Raw genomic sequence first — 21,609 nt, forward strand, 5'->3', positions numbered from 1 at the left:
TGAAGTGGTCAAGTAAAACTGGACACCGGTTTAGGTCTATCCAGCCAGCGCTTCGCGCTGTGCCGGTGTCTGGTAGCTGTTGTAGCTGTGTGGCCGTCGGTGGTTGTAGTAGTCGGTCAGGTAGCGCAGTACATCAGCCTCTGCTTCGGCTTGGCTGGCGTAACCCGAAGCCGGTATCCATTCGGATTTGAGGCTCCGGAAGAAACGCTCCATCGGGGCGTTGTCCCAGCAATTGCCGCGACGACTCATGCTCTGGCGGATTCGATGCCGCCAGAGCAATTGTCGAAATTCCTGACTGCTGTAGTGGCTGCCCTGGTCGGAGTGAAACAGCACGCCGGCGGGGCAACCGCGAGCCTCATAGGCCACGCGCAAAGCACGTCCGGTAAGCTGCGAGTCCGGACGATCGGACATTGCCCAACCCACAATCCGCCGCGCATACAGGTCCATGATCGCGGCCAAGTAGATCCAGCGCCCGCCGGCCCAGATGTACGTCACGTCACCGCACCACACCTGATTGGGGCCGTGGGTGCGGAATTGCCGGTCCAGTTCGTTCGACGCTTTGGCACTCTCACCCTCAGTTGGGCGGTAACGGTGTCGACGGCGTTGCGAGCTGAACAACTGGGCCTCTTTCATCAGACGGCCGGCCAGGAATCGACCCACTGCCCAGCCTTCCTGGCGCAAAGCCGCCGCGAGCGTCCGGGCGCCTGCCGAACGCCGACTCTGGACATGCAGCTCCACCAAGCGCTGTCGCAACCTGGCGTGCGGCTGATTACCGCGAGCTGCTGACTTAGCGGCGGCATAGACACTGCTGCGATTGATGCCGAACAGCCGGCAAAGCTCTGCCCGTGGATAGTGCTCACCCAATGACTCGACTAAGCGCACTAATCGAGGGCGTCTGACATCAAGAGAGCGGTAGCCTTTTTTAAGATCTCTTTCTCCCGCTCCAGCCGCCGCACCTGGGCCTCCAGCTCCTGGATTCGCCGCTGCTCCGGCGTCATGGCCTTGCTGTGCTCCGGCGTCTTGCCATGGCGCTCCAGGGTCAATTGCTCGACCCAGCGCCGCATGGCAGTTGGGCCTACCCCCATCGCCTTGCAGGCTGCCGGTATGGAATAGCCTTGATCGACCACCAGGCTGGCGGCCTCGAGTTTGAATTCCGGACTGAATGATCTTCTGCTCATGAACACCTCTTGCTTGGGCGCAGCTTAACGCCCTATCGGGGTGTCCAGAATCATTAGGCCACTTCAGGGGTGACTCGCGCCGGACAGCACAGAGTTACCGGATAGTTCGGACTGGCCCCCTCTCCCTTCAGGGAGAGGGTTGGGGTGAGGGCCCTCATCCAACCCACGCCTTCAAACCCAACCTCGCCTCCTCCCCCGCCACCAACTCCACACTGTCTTCCCCACAGGCCGCGCCCTGCACGGAGAGAAAGCCCAACCCCTCCGCCCAGCTCACTTCGGATAAAGGCCGGCTGCCGGGATGCCAGACCACGGTGTTCGGATTGTTCCCACCGTCGATGCACAAACGTCGCTGCCAACCGGCATCCTGAATCTTCACGCGACCGCCCTGCCGGAATACCCGGTGGCAACCATCGATCACGCGCAGTTCGCCCTCCTGCCGACAGGGTTCGCGGCTCAGCAGATCGCGCCCTTCGGCATCGTCCAGCCCGAGCAGGGCGACCCGCGCCACGTCGCTCACCCGCCAGTAGGCATGCAGCGCATGGCTGAGCACGCAGGGCTCGCTGTCGCGGTGGCGGGTGACCAGTTGCAGGCTCATGCGCTCGCCCAGTTCCGCCTCCAGTTCCACTTGCCAGTCGTGCAGATCGAGGCGCCAGGTCAGGCGCACGCCGTTGTCGTCGGCGGCCTTGTGGATAAGTCGCCAATCCGACAACCGCGCCCAACCGTGGTGGGGCCAGCCGCCTTCCATGGGGTGCCGGCCGAACCAGGGCCAGCACACCGGTACGCCGCCGCGAATGGCGCCAATGCGCGGCCAGCGCGTCGCGCACCAGAGCAACGGCCGCTCGCCGTTGGGCTGGAAGTGCAGCAACTGGCCGCCCTGGCGACTGAACACCGCCGAGCAGCGCGAATGCTCCACCAACAACAGCTCGCGGCCCTGGTGTTCGGCCCAGCGGAATGGCTGCCCGGCCGCCGGACGCAACAGGTCGGCAAAGGGATGGTCGACACCCTCCCCCGCCTTCACCCGATGCGGCCTGGCGCTGCGCATCACTTCCACCAGTACTCCAGCTGCACACCGAAGTTGGAGCCGTGCAGCGCGTCGCCGAAGGCACCGGTATCGGACAGCGCCGAACCTGCCGCCAGTTCGCTGGCCGCACGCTGGGCCGCTTCGTTCCAGCTGGCGTAGGTGTAATACAGGCGGATTTCCGGGCGCTGCCAGAAGCCGGGACCGGCCGGCGACCAGGTGGGCGCGATGGTGAACTTGGTCAGCTTGCGGGTGCCATCGGGTGCTTCCACCTGGTCCCGGCCGAGCTCGGTGACCAGCTTGAACTGCTCGGTGATGGCATAGACCGGACGCACGCCGACGGAGAGCCAGTTCTGGTCGTCGCCATCCGGGCGCTTGTCCTTCTGGTAGATCACCTCGAACTGGCCACCGAAGCGCGGCGTCACCTGCCAGTCGAAGAACTCCACCACGCGCCAGCTCTGGTTGCTGTTGTCCAGCGTGGGGTCGCCGGTGTAGCCAAGCGCGGTGCCCGGCCCACGGCCGTACTGCAGGGCGAAGGTGTTCACCCCGCCGAGGAATTCCTTCTGCTTGTGCTGCGCCGCCACCGACCAGCCGCTGTGGGCATCGGTGCTGTCTGGCTTGTCGAGGTAGCTGACGCCCAGCTCCACTTCGCCGCCGGGGTTGGTCTGGAAGCCGGCCACGTTGAAGTCGTGACGGTTGATGTAGGGGTCCTGGAAGACGTTGTCCTTGCGCGAGAACACGTAGCTGTACTTCAGGTCGCCAATGGCCACTTCGTCGAAGCCGAAGCCGGTGGCGCTCTGGTTCCAGTAGTAGTAGTCGGAGATGTGGATATCGTTCCGCTTGTAGAAGCGGCGCCCCGCCCAGAGGGAGCCGCCATTGAGCGCCGGCATGTTGCTCCACTCGGCGTACATCTGGTTCATCCGCGTGAAGCCGTGGTCACCGGTGAACTCGGGGGTGTGGCCGTATTCGTTGAACAGCTGCGCCATGCCCTCGACGCTGATCACCGAACCATCATCGAGCCTGGCGAGGTCCTGGCGCAGGTCCAGTTCGATGTATTGCTCGCACTCGTTCCCCAGACGGTACTTGGATTGCGCCCCCGGCAGCTGGAAGCAGGATTGCGTACCACCTTCGCTGGACCCACCGGCGCCGCTGCGCATGTAGCCGGTGAACTCCACCGCCTGCGCAACCCCCGAAAAAGCAAATAGCGCGCAGGGCAGTACCCACAAACCTTTGATCGTCGTGCTCATGTCCACTCCAGATTTTTATTGTTGTTGCGATGGATCGTTTCCGTGATGCCCGCGTAGGAGCGAGCTCTGCTCGCGAAAAAGCTCGGCTCCGTGCGCCCCCCCCCTTCGCGAGCAGAGCTCGCTCCTACAGGCCTTTCAGGCGCGCGACCCTGGCGGGCTCAGCCACGGCCGACTTTCCCGGCACACACAGCCGCTCGCCGCTCTGTGCGTCGAACAGCAGCACCTTGTCGGGCGCGAATTGCAGGTCGAGGGTGTCGCCCACGCGCGCTGGCGAATCGGGCGCCAGGCGGCAGCAGACCTTGGTCTGGTTGATCTCGACGAAGGCCAGGGTGTCCGGCCCGGTGGGCTCCAGCACCTGCACCTGCGCGCGAATCGCCGACAGGTCGCTGGCACCGACCAGCACCTGCTCCGGGCGGATGCCGAGGATCAGCTCGCGGCCTTCCAACTCACCGGCCACGTTGCCAAGGGGCAGTTCGCAATGGCCGTCGGCGCTGTCCAGCAGGCCCATCAGCCGACCGTCGCGGCGCTGCAGGCGCAGGGGGATGAAGTTCATCGGCGGCGAGCCCATGAAGCCGGCGACGAAGAGGTTGGCCGGGTCGTTGTAGATCTCTCGCGGGGTGCCGAACTGCTGGATGATGCCGTCCTTCATCACCGCCACCTTGTCGCCCAGGGTCATGGCCTCGATCTGGTCATGGGTGACGTAGACGGTGGTGGTCTTCAGCCGCTGGTGCATCAGCTTGATCTCGGTGCGCATCTCCACCCGCAGCTTGGCGTCGAGGTTCGACAGCGGCTCGTCGAACAGGTAGATCTTCGGCCGCCGCGCCAGGGCTCGCCCCATGGCCACGCGCTGCTGCTGGCCACCGGAGAGCTGGCTGGGCTTGCGCTGCAGCAGGTGCTCGATCTGCAGCAGCTTGGCCACGCGGGCGACCTCCGCATCGATCTCGGCCTGGGGCAGCTTGCGGATCTTCAGGCCGAAGGCGATGTTCTCGCGCACGCTCATGGTCGGGTACAGCGCGTAGGACTGGAACACCATGGCGATGTCCCGGTCCTTGGGGCTCATGCCGCTGATGTCCTGGCCGTCCACCATGATCGCGCCGCCGCTGATGCTCTCCAGACCGGCGATGCAATTCATCAGGGTGGACTTACCGCAGCCAGAAGGGCCGACGAGGATCAGGAACTCGCCGGAGTCGATGGACAGCTCGATGTTCTTCAGGGTGTCCGCCAGGCCGCTGCCGTAGGACTTGTTCACGTTGCGCAGTTCGAGGGTTGCCATGTCACTCTCCAATCTTGAGGGCGTCAGCCCTTGACCGCGCCAGCGGTGAGGCCGCGCAGGAAGTATTTGCCGGCGAATACGTAGACCAGCAGGGTGGGCAGGCCGGCGATCATCGCGGCAGCCATGTCGACGTTGTATTCCTTGACCCCGGTGCTGGTGTTCACCAGGTTGTTCAGGGCCACGGTGATGGGCTGGGTATCGCCACTGGCGAACACCACGCCGAAGAGGAAGTCGTTCCAGATCTGGGTGAACTGCCAGATCAGGCAGACCATGATGGTCGGCACCGACATCGGCAGCAGGATGCGCCCGAAGATGGTGAAGAACCCTGCTCCATCCAACCGTGCCGCCCGCACCAGGGCGTCCGGGATGCTCACGTAGAAGTTGCGGAAGAACAGCGTAGTGAAGGCCAGGCCGTAGACCACGTGCACCAGCACCAGGCCGCCGGTGGTATTGGCCAGGCCGAATTGGCCAAGGGTGAAGGACGCTGGCAGCAGCACCACCTGGAACGGCAGGAAGCAGCCGAACAGCAGCAGGCCGAAGAACAGCTGCGAGCCCCGGAAGCGCCACATGGACAGCACGTAGCCGTTCAGCGCGCCAAGCAGCGTGGAGATGATCACCGCCGGAACCGTGATCTTCACCGAGTTCCAGAAGTAGCCACCGACGCTGGCCCAGGCCTTGGCCCAGCCGATCACCGTGAACACGTCCGGAATCGACAGCAGGTTGCCGGTGCGGATGTCGTCGGGCGTCTTGAAGCTGGTCAGCAGCATCACCACCAGCGGCACCAGGTAGAGAGCACAGGCGAAGAACAGCGTGGCGTGGATGGCCAGGCGGCTGAAACTGAAGGCGGGTTTTCCGGCCAGGCTAGTCATGGCGCTTGTTCCTCAGTTCGGAATACAGGTAGGGCACGAGGATCGCCAGCACCGCGCCGAGCATGAGCATCGCGCTGGCGGCACCGAGGCCCATCTGGCCGCGGGTGAAGGTGTGGGCGTACATGAACATCGCCGGCAGGTCGGAGGCGTAGCCGGGGCCGCCGGCGGTCATGGCGGCGACCAGGTCGAAGCTCTTGATGGCGATGTGGGCGAGGATCATCAGTGCGCTGAAGAACACCGGGCGCAGGCTCGGCAGGACGATGCGCAGGTAGATGGTCGGCAGGCTCGCGCCATCCACCTGGGCGGCGCGGATGATCGACTGGTCCACGCCGCGCAGCCCGGCCAGGAACAGCGCCATGACAAAGCCCGAGGACTGCCACACGGCAGCGATCACCAGGCAGTAGACGACGCGGTCCGGGTCCACCAGCCAGTCGAGGCGAAAGCCCTCCCAGCCCCAGTCGCGCAGCAGCTTGTCCAGGCCGAGGCCAGGGTTGAGCAGCCACTTCCAGGCGGTGCCGGTGACGATCATCGACAGCGCCATGGGGTAGAGGTAGACGGTGCGGATGAAACCTTCGCGGCGAATGCGCTGGTCCAGCAGCACGGCCAGGAACACTCCGATCACCAGGCTGATGGCGATGAACAGTCCGCCGTAGACCAGCAAGTTGTGGCTGGCCACCCACCAGCGGTCGTTGTCCAGCAGGCGTTCGTACTGCTGCAACCCGACGAACTTGTAGCTGGGCATGAAGCGCGAGTTGGTGAAGGACAGCAGAAAGGTCCAGAGGATGTAGCCATAGAAGCCGACCAGCACGATCAGCACGCTGGGCGCCAGCACCAGCCGGGGTAGCCAGCGTTGCAGCGCGTCCAGCAGCGAGGCCTTGGCGAAGACTGCGGTTGAGCTCATGGGAGACTCCGTCATAGCGAGTTGCACGGATAACCCCCTCTCCCTTTGGAAGAGGGTTGGGGTGAGGGAAATCACCAGCGGTGCCGAACTACCCTCACCCCCCGCCCCTCTCCCAGAGGGAGAGGGGAGCAGATTGCGGCGCGGCCGATCCCGCGGCGCAGTCCTTGGAGACTGCACCGGCATAGGAATCAGGAGCCGGGGAGGCTTACTGCACCGCTTGGATCGCGGCGGCCAGTTGCTGCGCGGCCTTCTTCGGGTCGGCGGCTGAGTCGTTGAAGAAGTTGGTGACCACGTCGAACACCGCGCCCTGCACATAGCTGGAGGCGGCCATGCCGTGGGCCAGGCTCGGCTGCAGGCCATCACCCGCTGCGGCTTCCTTGAAGTCCTTCATGGACTGCTGGGCGCAGGCGTCGAAGCTCGACATGTCCTGGTCCAGGCGGACCGGAATGGAGCCCTTGTTCTGGTTGAAGAACTGCTGGAACTGCGGTTCGAGAACGGTGCGCGCCAGGTCGTTCTGCGCCTGGATGTTGGCCTCGTCCTTGAGCTTGAACATGGCCAGGGAGTCGATGTTGTAGGCAAAGCTGCCCTGGGTGCCGGGGAATGGCAGGCACTGGTAGTCCTTGCCCGCCACCTTGCCGGCGGCGGTCCACTCACTCTTGGCCCAGTCGCCCATGATCTGCATGCCGGCCTTGCCGTTGATGACCAGCCCCGTGGCGCTGTTCCAGTCGCGACCTGCGGCGTCCGGGTCGACATAGCCGTGCAGCTTCTTCAGCGCGGCGAAGACTTCCACCATCTTGTCGCTGGTGAGCGTGGCCTTGTCCTGCAGGACGAAGGCCTTGTGGTAGCCCTGCGGGCCCAGGATGCTGAGCACCAGGTCCTCGAACACGGTGCCGTCCTGCCAGGGCTGGCCACCGTGGGCGATCGGAATGTAGCCAGCGGCCTTGAGCTTGTCGGCGGCGGCGAAGAACTCATCGAGCGTGGTCGGCGGCGTCGCACCCGCCTTCTGGAACGCCTCGGGGTTTATCCACAGCCAGTTGACCCGGTGCACGTTGACCGGCACGGCCACGTAATGGCCGTCGTACTTCATGATGTTCGCCACCTGCGGGGAGAGCAGCGAATCCCACTTGCCCTCGGCGGACACGTCGTCCAGTTCGGCCAGCAGGCCCAGCTCGCCCCACTCCTGGATATCCGGCCCCTTGATCTGCGCGGCGGACGGCGGGTTGCCGGACACGGCGCGGGTCTTCAGCACAGTCATGGCCGCCTCGCCACCACCACCGGCAACGGCGAAGTCCTTCCAGGTATGGCCTTTCTCTTCGACGAGCTTCTGCAGGGTATCGGCGGCACGCTTCTCGCCACCGGAGGTCCACCAGTGCAGGACTTCCACTTCGCCGGCGAGGGCGGACAGCGGGAACAGGGAGGCGAGGGAAACGACAGCGGCCAGGCGGGAGATGGCATTCATGGATGGGGATACCTTCTTGTTTTTATGACTGTGCAAGTCGGTGCTTGCGCTTGCCTGCAGTCTAACCACGGCCTTCAAGCCCGCGGGTAACAAAGGGATAGTGGATGGTCACGGGGTGGTTACAAATGCCCTTGTAGGTTGGTGCTGAGCCTGCGAAGCCCAACAGGGAGCGCGCAGCGCTCCCCAGTTCCATTGGCGGAAACCTGGGGCCGGTTCTGCGAACCGGATGTTGGGCTTCGCTGCGCTCTGCACCAACCTACGAGACTCCCAGCGCTCGATTACCCAGCCTGCCTCGGCAACCACAGCGTCACCCGCAACCCGCCGTCGCGCAGGTTCTTCAGGCTCAGCTCGCCGCCATGGCTGTGGGCAAGGTTGCGCGCGATGCCCAGGCCCAGCCCATACCCCTGCTGATGCCCGGCAAGGCGGAAGTGGGGCTCGAACACCTGCTCCAGCTTCTGCTCCGGCACGCCGGGGCCTTCGTCGTCCACGTGCAGGACGAAGGCGTCGTCGCTGTCCTCGATCAGCAGGTGGGCGCGCTCTCCGTACTTCAGCGCGTTATCCACCAGGTTGCCGATGCAGCGGCGCAGCGCCAGGGGCTTGCCGGGATAGACGTCGGCCGCCTGGCCGTCAAGGGTCACTTGCCCGGTACCCAGGTAGGGCTCCACCAGGCCGTGCAGCAGGTGATTGAGGTCCACCTGCTCGATGTTCTCGTGGATGTCGGTGTCCTTCACGCACTGCAGCGCGCCTTTGACCAGCAGTTCCAGGTCGTCCAGGTCACGGCTGAACTTGGCTTGCGCGGCTTCGTCCTCCAGCAGCTCCACCCGCAGGCGCAGGCGGGTGATGGGGGTCCGCAGGTCGTGGGAGATGGCGCTGAACAGTTGGCTGCGTTCGTTGAGATAGCGACTGATGCGCTCGCGCATGCTGTTGAAGGCGCGGCTCACATCCGCCACTTCGCTGCCGCCGGCTTCGGGCAAGGGCTCCACTTCGGCCCCCAGGGACATTTCCCGCGCCGCCCGTGCCAGGCGCTTAAGCGGCCGGCTCTGCCAGTGCACCAGCAGGCCGATGAACAGCAGCAGGAAGCAACTGGTGAGGATGATGAACCACAGCTGCTGGGTCGGCAGGCCCTCGTCTTCCAGGCTGGCGTAGGGCTCGGGCATCAGCGAGGCGAGGTACAGCCACTCGCTGGGCCCGATCTGGATCTGGGTGACCAGGATGGGCGGATTCACCGGTTCCAGGGTCAGCGCGTAGTGGGCCCAGGAGCGCGGCAATTCATCGAGCTTGAGCCCGCTGTTGAAGATGCGCAGGTCGTTCGGATTGACGAAATGCAGGGACAGGTCCACCTGCTTGCCCAGCCGTTCGCGCAGCACCGATTCCACCTGCTCCAGCACCGCACGCTTGCGCGGGGTTTCCGGGAGCACGCGCATGTCCAGCGGTTTGTCGTTGAGGGAGACGAAGAAGCGCGTACCGCCCATGGAGCGCAACTGGTCCAGCACCATGGGGCGATAGCCGATCGGCAGCGAGCGGATGTAGCTGACGCTGGCGACCATGGATTGCGCCAGGCTGCGGGCGCTGGTGAGCAGGCCTTCCATCTGGCTGGCGCGCAGTTGCGAAACCCAGATGATGCTGGACAGTGCCTGGGCCAGCAGCACCACCAGCAGGGTGAGGAAGAGCATGCGCCCGAGCAGCGAGCGCGGGATCAGGCGCAGGCGGCTAGGCATGGTGGTGCGGCGTGACCTGGGCCGCCAACAGGTAGCCCGCGCCGCGCACGGTGCGGATCAGGCGCGGCGCCTTGCCGGTATCGCGCAGGCGCTGGCGCAGGCGGCTCACCGCCATGTCGACGATGCGTTCCAGGGGCATCACCTCGCGGCCACGGGTGGCGTTGGCGATGGTGTCGCGGTCGAGGATCTGTTGCGGGTGGTCGAGGAAGAGTTTCAACAAGGCGAAGTCGGCGCCGGAGAGGATCACTTCTTCGCCGTCGAGGTGGAACAGGCGGTGACTGATCATGTCCAGGCGCCAGTCGTCAAAGGCCAGTACCTCGACCACAGGGCGCTCCTGGCCGAAGCCGACGCGGCGCAGCAACGCCTTGATCCGTGCCAGCAGCTCGCGGGGGCTGAAGGGTTTGCCCAGGTAATCGTCGGCCCCCAGCTCCAGGCCGATCACCCGGTCGGCTTCGTCAGAGCTGGCGGTGAGCATGATGATCGGCACCTGGGACAGGCGCTGGTGCGCACGCACCCAGCGGCACAGGCTGAAGCCGTCTTCGTCGGGCAGCATCACATCGAGTATCACCAGGTCCGCCGCCTCCTCGGCCATGGCACGGCGGAAGCCCTCGCCATCGGCAACGCTGCGCACCTGGAAGCCGGCACGGCTCAGGTAGGTTTCAAGCAGTTCGCGAATTTCCTGGTCGTCGTCCACCAGGAGAATGGATTTTCCGGATTGGCTCACAGTGGCCGTCCTTTGTTGTTCTCTATCGCTTCGTAGGGTGCGCCATGCGCACCACGAACCTGGACGGTGCGCGCAGCGCACCCTACGTCATCGCGCGGTCTGCTGAAGGGCCACCCCCGCCCCTTCCAGACCTGGGTACTCGGCCGTCACCAGCCACACCGGAATCCCCTCGAAGTACCCGCTCATGCAGCCCTTGCTGGCGAAGTTGCGGGCGAAGCTGCTCTTCTGGAAGAACGCGGCGAAACGCGGCACCACGCCGCCGACTATATACACGCCGCCACGACCGCCAAGGGTCAGCACGTTGTTGCCGGCAACCCGGCCGAGCCAGCCGCAGAACAGCTCCAGCACTTCTTCGGCGAGCGGATCACCCGCCAGTGCCGCCGCGCTGACCTCGGCCGGCGACGCCAGGCGCGGAGCATGACCGTCCACGGCGCACACGGCACGATAGAGCTGCAGCAGGCCATTGCCGCTCAGCACATTCTCCGCACTGACATGGCCGAGCTGGTCATGGAGCTGCTGCCAGAGCGTCGCCTCGCGCAGGTTGCCCACGGGCAGGTCGACATGACCGCCCTCCCCCGGCAGCGCCTTCCAGCGTCCTTCACCCAGGGGCAGCAGGGTGCCGACGCCGAGGCCGGTGCCCGGCCCGATCACTACCGCCGGGCTGTCCGGGTCGGCAACGCCGGGGCAGATCTGCAGCTTTTCGTGCTCGCGCAGACGGGTCATCCCTAAGGCCATCGCGGAGAAGTCGTTGATCAGCAGCAGCTCGTCCACCTGCAGGGTGCGGCAGAACGCCGAGCGACTCAGCCGCCAGTGATTGTTGGTGAAGCGGAAATGCTCGCCACTCACCGGCCCTGCCACCGCCAGGCAGACAGCGCCCAGGCTGCCCACCGCCAGGCCAAGGCCGGCGAGGTAGTGACCGATGGCCTGCTCGGGACCGGCGAAGTCGGCCGTGGCCAGCACCCGTACCGACTCCAGTTTCTCGTCGCGCCAGAGCGCGAAGCGCGCGTTGGTACCACCGATATCCCCAACCAGCGCCAGCTTCACTTCAGGCTCTCCAGGTTGCGGGTGAAAGCGCTGGCGCCCTGCTCCGCCGTACTGAAGGACTCGCGCATGAAGGCGAAGAGCTCGCGGCCGGTGCCGACATTGGGCTCAAGGTCCCATTGCGCCGGTTCACGGGCATCGAACTCTACGGCGTCCACCAGCACTTCCAGGGTGCCGGTGGTGCCGTCCACGCGCACCAGGTCGCCGTCGCGCACCCGTGCCAGCGGCCCGCCGTCAAAAGCTTCCGGGCAGACGTGAATGGCTGCGGGAATCTTGCCCGAGGCGCCGGACATGCGCCCATCAGTGACCAGGGCCACCTTGAAGCCACGATCCTGCAGCACGCCGAGGAAGGGGGTCATCTTGTGCAGCTCGGGCATGCCATTGCTGCGCGGGCCCTGGAAGCGCATCACGGCCACCAGGTCGCGCTCCAGCTCGCCGGCCTTGAAGGCGTCGGCCAGGGTCTGCTGGTCATGGAAGACACGCGCCGGCGCTTCCACCACCTGATGCTCGGGGGCCACGGCGGATACCTTCATCACGCCACGGCCCAGGTTGCCCTTCATCACCCGCAAACCGCCCTCCGGCGAGAAGGGCCGCGCCACCGGGCGCAGGATGCTTTCGTCGAGGCTCGCTGCCGGACCGTCGCGCCAGACCAGCTTGCCGTCGTCGAGGAAAGGTTCGCGGGTGTAGTGGCGCAGGCCACGACCCATGACGGTGTTGACGTCCTCATGGAGCAGCCCGGCATCGAGCAGTTCGCGCACCAGGAAGGCCACGCCGCCGGCGGCCTGGAAGTGATTGATGTCGGCCTTGCCGTTGGGATAGACGTGGACCAGGGTCGGCACCACTTCGGAGAGGTCGGCCATGTCCTGCCAGGTGAGCTGGATACCCGCCGCCTGGGCGATGGCCGGCATGTGCAGGGTGTGGTTGGTGGAACCGCCGGTGGCGTGCAGGGCGACGATCGAGTTGATCAGCACGCGCTCGTCGACGATCTCGCCGATGGGCAGGAACTGCCCGCTCTGCCGGGTCAGGCGCGTGACCTGGTGCGCCGCCTCCACGTTGAGCGCCTCGCGCAACGGGGTGTTCGGATTGACGAAGGAAGCGCCCGGCAAGTGCAGGCCCATCACTTCCATGAGCATCTGGTTGGTGTTGGCGGTGCCGTAGAAGGTGCAGGTGCCGGGGCTGTGGTAGGCCTTCATTTCCGACTCCAGCAGCTCGTCACGGCTGGCCTTGCCTTCGGCATAGCGCTGACGCACCTCGGCCTTTTCCTTGTTGGAAAGACCGGAAGGCATGGGGCCGGCGGGGACGAAGATCGACGGCAGGTGGCCGAAGCGCAGCGCCCCCATCATCAGGCCGGGGACGATCTTGTCGCAGATGCCGAGGAACAGCGCGGCATCGAACATGTTGTGGGAAAGCGCCACGGCGGTAGACATGGCGATCACCTCGCGGCTGGCGATGCCCAGCTCCATACCCGGCTCGCCCTGGGTGACGCCGTCGCACATGGCCGGCACGCCACCGGCCACCTGCCCCACCGAGCCGATGTCGCGCAGGGCCTGGCGAATCTTTTCCGGGTAGTTCTCGTAGGGCTGGTGGGCCGAGAGCATGTCGTTATAGGCGGTGACGATGGCCACGTTGGCCGAATCCATCAGGCGCAGGCGCTGTTTGTCGCCACCTCCGCAGCCGGCCACGCCGTGGGCGAAGTTGGCGCACTGCAGCTTGCCGCGCTGGGGCCCGTCACTGGCCGCCTTGTGGATCATCGCCAGGTAGCGCTCGCGAGTTGCGCGGCTGCGCTCCACCAGACGCTCGGTTACCTCAAGTACGCGGGGATGCATGGGTTCAGCTCCAGGTAGCGGGTGAATTTGTTTTTATATAAACCACAATACTGCCATTACGATCAAAAATTCACTAGACAACGCAAAATATTTTGTTATTACAACAACAAAATCAAAAGAACCCGCTTCCATTCATATAGACCACCCGGAACGGTGGCGGCACGCAGCATAACCCCGCCCCCGCACCACCACCTATTCCACTCATGGTGCATTCCAGAGCCTTATGACCAGAACAACAGAGAGCTAGTGCGAAATGCTCTAAGAAATAACTTGCGCGCAAAATAACTCAGCAGTAACTTCTGCCTCACCAACTTACTTAGCGCACAAAACATTAACGAACAAACCAACACCGGAGACTCGCCATGAAAGCCCTGATCACCTTCACCGCCGTCCTCGCGTTTTCCTCCGCCAGCTTCGCCGACACCGGCAAGCCGGACAGCCGCCGCAGCGGCGCGCTGTACCCGGAATGGCTGATCAACCACGACGGCTGATCCACACAACCCGACCACCCACGCACACCACGCACTCCAAAACTGACTGAAAAGGAAACCATCATGAGCATCGAAAACGTTCTGTACCGCGCCTACGCAGAAGCCACCGGCGGCCGTGACGGCCGCGCCATCTCCTCCGACGGCGTACTCGACGTCAGCCTGACCACCCCGCGTGAACTGGGCGGCGCCGGCGGCGAAGGCACCAACCCCGAGCAACTGTTCGCAGCCGGCTACTCCGCCTGCTTCCTCGGCGCGCTGAAGTTCGTCGCCGCCCGCGACAAGCACAAGCTGCCGGCTGATACCTCCATCGAAGGCATCGTGGGCATCGGCGCCATCCCCACCGGCTTCGGCATCGAAGTGGAACTGCGCATCGACATCCCCGGCCTGGACCGTGAGGAAGCCCGCGCCATCGTGGACAAGGCCCACATCGTGTGCCCGTACTCCAACGCCACCCGCGGCAACATCGACGTGACCCTGACCCTGGTCTGAGTCGCGCAATCGACAAGGGCGGGCATCCCGAAAGGGGTGCCCGCCCTTTTTCATTGGTTGGAAATCCAGTTGTAGGAGCGAGCTTGCTCGCGAAAGATCGAGCGCAGGCTGTTCCCTGTAGGGGCGAATTCATTCGCCAGGCAGGCCGAAGGTCTGCCTTACAAGTCCGCGGGGGGCAGCTACGCTGCCCTTGGCGATTGAAATCGCCCCTACAGCCGGTCTCTATCAACAATGCCAAGGAGCGCAACATGATCCTTTCCACCACCCCCACCCTCGAAGGCCGTGCCATCCGCGAATACAAGGGCATCGTGGTCGGTGAGGCCATTCTCGGTGCCAATGTGTTCCGCGATCTGTTCGCCGGCATTCGCGACATCATCGGCGGACGTTCCGGTGCCTATGAAAAGGAACTGGCCAAGGCGCGGGAAATCGCTTTCGAGGAGCTGTCCGAGCACGCCGAGAAGCTCGGCGCCAACGCGGTGGTCGGCATCGACATCGATTACGAGGTGGTCGGGCAGAACGGCAGCATGCTGATGGTGAGCATCAGCGGCACCGCCGTGGTGATCTGATTCAGCCGCCCGTGGCCCTTCGCACCTGCTTGTCCCGCGCCAGCTTGTAGGCCACGTAGTACTTGTAGATGTTGCCCACGTAGTCGACCGTCTCGCGCCCGACCAGGCGCGCGGCGGCGTGCTCGACGTTGCCGAACCAGATGTTCTTGTCCAGGCCCGACTTCTCCGCCAGGCGGCGGAATTTGCGCAGGTTGCCTGGCCCTGCGTTGTAGGCGGCGAAGGTCATCAGGGTGCGGTTCAGCGGCGTCAGCTCGGGGTCGTTCAGGTACTTGTCGGCCAGCAGCCTCATGTACTTGCTACCGGCCTCGATGTTGCGGTCAGCGTCCTTGTCGATCTCCGCGATCCCCACGCTGGGATCGGCAGCGGTGCTGGGCAGCAGTTGCATTATGCCCACCGCGCCGCGATGGCTGCGGGCGCTCTGGTTGAGCTGGGATTCCTGGTACCCCTGGGCCATCAGCATCAGGTAGTCGAAGTCGTAAGTGCTGGCGTGCTTCTCGAAGAACCCCACCAGTTCGGCGAAGCGCTTCATCTCCTCTTCGTCGGTGGCGTCGTAGAGCTCCTTGCTGTTCTTCACGTACTTGTTGCGGATGGTGTTGCCGAAGGTCGTGCCCAACTTGTGGCCCTTGGCGAACTGCGCCAGCACCTTGAGCAGTTGTGGGCTGCCTTTGCGCACGGCCCAGGCGATCTGCGTGTCGTCACGGATCGGAAAGTCTTCGTGTATGACCAGGTTCGTGAGCATCGCCTTCCAGGTTTCGGCGATGTAGCGGTCCACCACGATGGCGTTGATCAATCCGGCATTGACCATTTCCAGCAAGTCTTCGGACTCCAGGTTCTCGTCGGCCGGTTTGATGACGATAGGCTCCAGCCCCTTTTGTCTGAAGCTCGTGTTGAGCTCGATGAGATGCTCGTAGTAGCTGCTGGAGGGCCGAACCATGACTTCCTTGCCGGCCAGGTCCTCCAGTTTGCTTATCTGCATGCTCTTCGGCCCGGTCACCACCACTTCGCGAATCCCACTGGCAAAGGGTTCGGAGAAATCCACCTGGGCCTGGCGCCTGTGGGTAACTGCCAAACCGCCCGCAGCAATGTCCCCTACTCCTTCGTTCAGCTTGGGAATCAGCTCGTCACGGCCGACAGGAATGAACAGCACCCGCCACTGCAGGGACTTGTTCTTGAAGCGGTACTGCTTGTTCAGCCACTGTTCGAGGCCTTTGCCGATCTCGTAGCTGATCCCACGCTGGCGCCCCCGGTCCACGGCGAAGAAAGTTTTGCTGTAGGGCACCAGGATGCGCACCAGGCGCCGCTCACGCATTCCCTCGAAGTCGCCCGTCCAGGCGGAGGGGACGGGCAGCACCATCGAATCCACTTCCGCCTCTTCCGCCGCGCTCAGCTCGACACTGGGCAGATCCTCCGCCCAACCTCCCCGTGCCAGCAGGACCACCGCCAGCACCAGCAGGAGGAAACGCACCGATTTCATGGGAACCGCCTTCGCCGCCCTGGGGCGGCGCGATCAGAAGATCTCTTCGACCTGCCGGAACGGATAAGACGCGGGCTTGTACTTGCCGAGCTTGCCGCGCTTGGGCAGCTCCACCTTCTGGTCGCGGGTCAGGTCCTTGTAGGGGATCTGCTTGAGCAGGTGACTGATGATGTTCAGCCGCACTCGCCGTTTGTCTTCCGAATGCGCCATGTACCAGGGCGCCCAGGACGAATCGGTGGCGGCGAACATTTCATCGCGGGCGCGGGTGTAGTCGTCCCAGCGGGCATATGACTTTAGGTCCATGGGCGACAACTTCCAGATCTTGCGCCCATCGTTGATGCGGTCCTTGAGGCGGCGGGTCTGCTCCTCGGCACTCACCTCCAGCCAGTATTTGACCAGGATGATTCCGGACTCGACCATCATCTTCTCGAACAGCGGCGTGACCGTGAGGAACTTGTGCGCTTGCTCCTCAGAACAGAAGCCCATGACCCGCTCGACACCGGCGCGGTTGTACCAGCTGCGGTCGAAGATCACGATTTCACCGGCCGCCGGCATATGGGCCAGATAGCGCTGGATGTACATCTGGGATTTTTCCCGCTCGGTGGGCGCCGGCAGCGCCACCACCCGGAACACGCGGGGGCTGACCCGCTCGGTGATGGCCTTGATGGTCCCGCCCTTGCCGGCGCCGTCGCGGCCTTCGAAAACGATGCAGACCTTGAGCCCCTGATCCACGACCCATTGCTGGAGCTTCACCAGCTCTACGTGGAGACGCTTGAGCTCGCTGTCGTACTCCTTGCGACCAAGTTCCACCTGCCCTGCCTTGTCTTCACTGGCCGACTTTTTCTTGCCTTTCGCCATGACCCGCTCCTTTGTGTGGGAATCCGATCATTACAAGCTAGCTGAGCATTGGCGCCTTGCAGGGCCATCCAGCAGCGCGTCGATCAATTCCCTGCGCAAGTGAGCAAAACGCCCTGTTCTGCTGGGCGGGACGCCCCCTCACCCCAACCCTCTCCCGAGGGGAGAGAAGTGTTCTTCCTGTAGGGGCGATTTCAATCGCCAAGGGCTGCGCAGCAGCCCCTCTCTGAACCCACTCCGTTCCTGTCGGCTTTCCCAACACACCGCCGGAATCCCGTCACAGGCAAAAACCGACGCCAAGTGATCGCCCCATAAAATCTTCAAATGCCCTGCAACCCCCAATCCTGGGGGTTCTACCGCTTGTGCCGACCTTTTGACCACTCGCCAAACGAGATTCATTCGACTCATTGACACACCTTGTTACACAGAAAAGGATTACCCCCGAGGCCTGCGTGCCACTACAGCCTCGCACCCGATGTCGCGTGCCGCGGCGCGGCCGTTTTACAACAGCATCGCCGACGACCTCCGCCCCACCCCGTGCCTCTATCCAGTGGCCCGACTCCTCTTTTCGGTGTGTTCCTCTCTCTTCGATAGCGAGGTGGGTATGTCTGCCCGGAATGCGCGTGCGATCTCGATCGCCCTGAACAGGGTGCCGAAGATCTTCAAATCCTCCGGCTTGTTCATTGGTGCGCTGATGGCGCTGGATCTCTACGCCGCGGTCGCCGTTCCCCTGGATCTGTTCGGGCCGCCACCGGCGGACGATCCGTCGCACTTCACGGGCCCACCGAAGAATCCTCAGGCGGCCCTGGACGCACTGGAAACCGCCGCACCGGCCAACTCCGGCGCCATCGAACTGCCCAACGGCGTGATCGGCGACCGCGATGCCACCCGCGTCGATAACGTGCTGCCACCGGCACGGCAGACCTCGTTCAACTACCCCACCAACGGCAAGCCGAGCCCGCTGTACGGCGCCCAGCCCTTCACCCAGCAGATGATGCTGTTCGAAGTGTTCGGCCTGGAGAAACTCGACCCCACCGCGCCGCAGCAATCCATCTCCTTCCCCGAACCGGGCATTGGTTCGGCCCCCGAGCAGGACCCGGGGGACGCCTCGCGCAGCGGCCCGTCCGGTGAAGACCTCGATGCCTTCCTCGGCCAACCGGGCCTGTCGCCCTTCCCGACCCAGTACGCCGACACCCTGGACCGCAACCCCTGGAGCACGAAGATCGAGGATTTCCTGCATCGGCAGATAGCCGGCTCCGCTGAGGGTCGCCCGCCGGGCATGGGCTGGTCGCATCAGCGCTGGAACGAGTTCTACCCGCAAGTGGAGATCAAGACGGCCCAGGCCGGAGCCCGGGTCAATGGAGGTGTCCGCGACCAGTATCAACGCCACGGCTACAACGAAGGTGAGTTCGGCCCCGGCGGCCTCTACTACAACACAGCCGGCCTGCCCTTCACCAACGGCACCACGCGCGGCATCCAGCCACGCTTCCACCCCAACATGCCGGTGCAGGACCACAACGCCCTGTGGACCTTCGATGGCACCTTCCCGCCCAAGCTGATGATGGTCCGCTACGGCCAGCCGGTGCTGTTCCGCCACTACAACGCGCTGCCCATCGACCCGGCGGCCAACCGTGGTTTCGGCCTGCACACCATCACCACCCATGAACACAACGGCCACACGCCGGCCGAGAGCGATGGCTACGCCAACGCCTTCTTCTTCCCCGGCCAGTTCTACGACTACCGCTGGCCGATCCAGCTGGCCGGCTACGACACCATCAACACCACCGCCAGCGACCCGCGCGCAGCCTTCCCCTGCGATGACGGCGAGACCCTCTGGGTGAACGACGCCCATCCGGGCATGAAGACCTGCCAGAACGGCAAGATCCAGATTCGCGGCGACTGGCGCGAAACCATGAGCACCCACTGGTTCCACGACCACATGCTCGATTTCACCGCGCAGAACGTCTACAAGGGCAACGCCGCGATGATGAACTACTACAGCGCGGTGGACCGGGGTAACGAGGCCTTCGACGACGGCGTCAACCTGCGCTTCCCCAGCGGCACGGCCGAATCCTGGGGCAACCGCGACTACGACGTGAACCTGCTGGTCGCCGACAAGGCCTGGGATCAGCAGGGCCAGCTCTGGTTCAACCCCTTCAATACCGACGGCTTCCTCGGCGACCAGGTGCTGGTCAACTGGCAGTACAAGCCGTGGTTCGACGTGCGCGCCCGCAGCTACCGCTTCCGCATCCTCAACGGCTCGGTATCGCGTTACCTGAAGCTGGCCGTGGTGCGTGAAATCAAGGGCACCAGCGGCGAGTTCCAGGGGCCCAAGGGCTCAGGCGTCTCCTATGCGCGGGTGCCGTTCCACATGATCGCCAACGACGGCAACGTCATGGAGCACGCCGTGCCCTTCGACGGCACGCTGGACCTGGACCACGACGGCAACCTCAAGGACCACTTCGGCGTCCTGCCCATCCAGGGCATCGCCGAGCGTTACGACATCATCGTCAACTTCGCCAAGAGCGGGATCAAAGCCGGGGACAAGCTGTACTTCGTCAACGTCCTCGAACATGAAACCGGCAAGGGCGCCAAGCAGGAGATAGCCCTCGCCGACATCCTCTCCGAGAAGTACAAGGCGGTGATCAAGCAGACCAGTAACGGCCCCGCCTGGGACAAGGGCGATCCGGGCGTCGGCAAGTTCCTCCAACTGCGGGTGCAGGCCTACAGCGGCCAGGACCTGGCGATGAACCCGGCCGACTACGAGCCGGCCAAGCCGGGCAAGGCCGAAGGCAAGGTGATGATCCCGCTGACCCTGCACGCCGATAACCCCAACGACCGCCAGCTGCTGAGCCAGGCACGCCACCGCAGCTTCGAGTTCGGCCGCTCCAACGGTACCGACGAGACGCCCTGGACCATCCGCACCGACGGCGGCCAGGGCTTAAACATGGACCCGCGGCGCCTCTCCGCCGCCCCGCAACTGGCCAATGGCCCGACGCCGGCCGGCTACAGCGGTGCAGGCACCCTGGAAATCTGGAAGATCAAGAACGGTGGCGGGGGCTGGTCGCACCCGGTCCATGTGCACTTCGAGGAAGGCATCGTCCTCAGCCGCGGCGGCCTGCCACCGCCGGAATGGGAGAAGTGGGCACGCAAGGACGTCTACCGCATCGGCGAAGACAGCGAGAGCCAGCAGAGCGTGGAAATGGCCGTGCACTTCCGCGAGTTCGCCGGGACCTACATGGAGCACTGTCACAACACCCAGCATGAGGACAACTCCATGCTGCTGCGCTGGGACATCGAGCACCCCGGCCAGGTCCAGCTGATGCCCACGCCCCTGCCCAGTTGGGATGGCGTGAGCTATGTGGACTCGGTCGCCCTGCCCACTTTCCGTACCGGCGACGGCACCGGCCAGACCAGCCGCTGACCCCAAGCGGGACGGGGCCGGCGCGGCCCCATCCCAGGGAGAGAGCCCATGCGCATTCCAGGCATTCATTGGTTGGCCCTCACCCTGCTGGCACTGGCCACCGTCTGTGCCGGCATCTGGCTGGCACCGGCCGGCCAACCCGCCGCAGCCGCCCCCTGGGGCCGCGACTACTTTCCCAACAGCGAGCTGATCGACCAGGACGGCCAGCACCTGCGCTTCTTCGACGACCTGATCGAAGGCAAGGTGGTGGCGATCAACTTCATCTTCACCAGCTGCGGCGATAGCTGCCCACTGGAAACCGCGCGCCTGCGCCAGGTGCAGAAACTGCTGGGCGACCAGGTCGGGCGTGACATCCACTTCTACTCCATCAGCATCGACCCCACTCACGACACGCCGGAAGTGCTCAAGGCCTATGCGACGAAGTTCCAGGTGGCGCCGGGCTGGCAGTTCCTCACCGGCGACTACGACGAGATCACCCGGCTGCGGGAAAAGCTCGGCCTGCTGGTGCCGGTGGATGATCCGGGCAACCTCAAGCAGCACAACCTGAGCCTGGTGGTGGGCAACCAGGCCACCGGCGAATGGATGAAGGTCTCGCCCTTCGAGAATCCCTACATCCTCGCCGACAAGCTCGGCAACGGCCTGCAGAACTGGCGCAAGGCCAATCCCACCAGCCGCAGCTACGCGGATGCCCCGATCATCCGCCCGCCGTCCAGCGGCGAGCAGGTGTTCCGCACCCGCTGCAGCGCCTGCCACACCCTTGGTCCGCAGGACGGCGAACTGGGCGACCTGCGCAGCGTCGGCCCCGACCTGCTCGGTGTAACCCGCCAGCGCGATCGCCAATGGCTGGCCCGCTGGCTCAAGGAACCCGACCGCATGCTCGCCGAGCAAGACCCGCTGGCGACGAGCCTCTTCCGCCAGTTCAACCAGGTGGCCATGCCCAACCTGCAACTGGGCGAGCAGGACATCCAGGCGCTGATGCAGTACATGGATGATGAAACATTGCGGCAGGCGAAGCGGTGAGGAATTGGCCGTCGAATGTAATGCCCTTGTAGGGAC

General features: G+C 64.5%; 17 protein-coding genes and 1 pseudogene. 5 read left to right on the plus strand and 13 right to left on the minus strand.

The genetic code is table 11. The features are described from left to right. Window positions 1-8: 8 nt before the first annotated feature. From E8E91_RS05390 to edd, 11 genes and pseudogenes are all read right to left on the minus strand, one after another. Window positions 9-1,184: pseudogene (locus E8E91_RS05390) on the minus strand (IS3 family transposase). A 148-nt stretch (window positions 1,185-1,332) separates the two neighbouring features. Then, entirely contained in the window at window positions 1,333-2,220 is an 888-nt protein-coding gene (locus E8E91_RS05395; RefSeq protein ID WP_280374993.1) for a D-hexose-6-phosphate mutarotase, read from the minus strand. Further along, the gene (locus E8E91_RS05400; protein WP_280374994.1) at window positions 2,220-3,353 is read right to left on the minus strand and encodes a carbohydrate porin; all 1,134 of its coding nucleotides are present in this window, start codon (window positions 3,351-3,353) and stop codon (window positions 2,220-2,222) included. The genes E8E91_RS05395 and E8E91_RS05400 overlap by 1 nt, the downstream gene beginning before the upstream one ends. 214 nt (window positions 3,354-3,567) lie before the next feature. Further along, complete coding sequence (gene ugpC / locus E8E91_RS05405) at window positions 3,568-4,716, minus strand: sn-glycerol-3-phosphate ABC transporter ATP-binding protein UgpC (protein ID WP_280374913.1); 1,149 nt, start codon at window positions 4,714-4,716, stop codon at window positions 3,568-3,570. 23 nt (window positions 4,717-4,739) lie between these two features. After that, window positions 4,740-5,585, minus strand: a complete 846-nt coding sequence (locus tag E8E91_RS05410; protein WP_280372513.1) for a carbohydrate ABC transporter permease — start codon at window positions 5,583-5,585, stop codon at window positions 4,740-4,742. Further along, window positions 5,578-6,486, minus strand: coding sequence for a sugar ABC transporter permease (locus tag E8E91_RS05415; RefSeq protein ID WP_280374914.1), 909 nt, complete (start codon window positions 6,484-6,486; stop codon window positions 5,578-5,580). The genes E8E91_RS05410 and E8E91_RS05415 overlap by 8 nt, the downstream gene beginning before the upstream one ends. A gap of 205 nt (window positions 6,487-6,691) precedes the next feature. After that, window positions 6,692-7,945, minus strand: coding sequence for an ABC transporter substrate-binding protein (locus E8E91_RS05420; protein WP_271470426.1), 1,254 nt, complete (start codon window positions 7,943-7,945; stop codon window positions 6,692-6,694). Between the two features lie 278 nt (window positions 7,946-8,223). Next, window positions 8,224-9,663, minus strand: a complete 1,440-nt coding sequence (locus E8E91_RS05425; protein WP_280374915.1) for an ATP-binding protein — start codon at window positions 9,661-9,663, stop codon at window positions 8,224-8,226. Continuing rightward, the gene (locus E8E91_RS05430; protein WP_280374916.1) at window positions 9,656-10,387 is read right to left on the minus strand and encodes a response regulator; all 732 of its coding nucleotides are present in this window, start codon (window positions 10,385-10,387) and stop codon (window positions 9,656-9,658) included. Before E8E91_RS05430 ends, E8E91_RS05425 begins: the two co-directional genes overlap by 8 nt. A gap of 87 nt (window positions 10,388-10,474) precedes the next feature. Beyond that, the gene (locus E8E91_RS05435) at window positions 10,475-11,431 is read right to left on the minus strand and encodes a glucokinase (protein WP_280374917.1); all 957 of its coding nucleotides are present in this window, start codon (window positions 11,429-11,431) and stop codon (window positions 10,475-10,477) included. Continuing rightward, complete coding sequence (gene edd / locus E8E91_RS05440; protein WP_280374918.1) at window positions 11,428-13,254, minus strand: phosphogluconate dehydratase; 1,827 nt, start codon at window positions 13,252-13,254, stop codon at window positions 11,428-11,430. The genes E8E91_RS05435 and edd overlap by 4 nt, the downstream gene beginning before the upstream one ends. A 362-nt stretch (window positions 13,255-13,616) precedes the next feature. Between edd and E8E91_RS05445 the strand changes: the two genes are divergently transcribed. The 3 genes from E8E91_RS05445 to E8E91_RS05455 all read left to right on the plus strand — a co-directional run bounded on the left by E8E91_RS05445 (window position 13,617) and on the right by E8E91_RS05455 (window position 14,800). Continuing rightward, complete coding sequence (locus tag E8E91_RS05445) at window positions 13,617-13,745, plus strand: hypothetical protein (RefSeq protein WP_256873349.1); 129 nt, start codon at window positions 13,617-13,619, stop codon at window positions 13,743-13,745. Between the two features lie 63 nt (window positions 13,746-13,808). Continuing rightward, window positions 13,809-14,234 (plus strand): organic hydroperoxide resistance protein, encoded by a 426-nt coding sequence (locus E8E91_RS05450; RefSeq protein ID WP_151132280.1) that lies wholly within the window; start codon window positions 13,809-13,811, stop codon window positions 14,232-14,234. A 248-nt stretch (window positions 14,235-14,482) separates the two neighbouring features. After that, window positions 14,483-14,800: a heavy metal-binding domain-containing protein gene (locus tag E8E91_RS05455; protein WP_151132279.1), complete on the plus strand. Its 318-nt coding sequence runs from the start codon at window positions 14,483-14,485 to the stop codon at window positions 14,798-14,800. Between the two features lies 1 nt (window position 14,801). Here E8E91_RS05455 and E8E91_RS05460 read toward each other — a convergent pair whose 3' ends face one another. Together E8E91_RS05460 and ppk2 are read right to left on the minus strand one after the other, a co-directional pair. Then, a complete protein-coding gene (locus E8E91_RS05460) occupies window positions 14,802-16,274 on the minus strand; it encodes a lytic transglycosylase F (protein ID WP_280374919.1) in 1,473 nt (490 codons plus the stop codon). Between the two features lie 33 nt (window positions 16,275-16,307). Beyond that, on the minus strand, window positions 16,308-17,132 hold the full coding sequence (gene ppk2 / locus E8E91_RS05465) for a polyphosphate kinase 2 (protein ID WP_280374920.1): 825 nt from the start codon (window positions 17,130-17,132) through the stop codon (window positions 16,308-16,310). A gap of 691 nt (window positions 17,133-17,823) precedes the next feature. Here ppk2 and E8E91_RS05470 point away from each other — a divergent pair. Both E8E91_RS05470 and E8E91_RS05475 read left to right on the plus strand, forming a co-directional pair. Then, complete coding sequence (locus E8E91_RS05470; RefSeq protein WP_348532203.1) at window positions 17,824-20,553, plus strand: multicopper oxidase domain-containing protein; 2,730 nt, start codon at window positions 17,824-17,826, stop codon at window positions 20,551-20,553. 48 nt (window positions 20,554-20,601) lie between these two features. Then, window positions 20,602-21,573, plus strand: a complete 972-nt coding sequence (locus tag E8E91_RS05475; RefSeq protein WP_280374922.1) for an SCO family protein — start codon at window positions 20,602-20,604, stop codon at window positions 21,571-21,573. Window positions 21,574-21,609 lie beyond the last annotated feature (36 nt).

The organism is Pseudomonas sp. BN515, assembly GCF_029873155.1.
Lineage (GTDB): Bacteria > Pseudomonadota > Gammaproteobacteria > Pseudomonadales > Pseudomonadaceae > Metapseudomonas.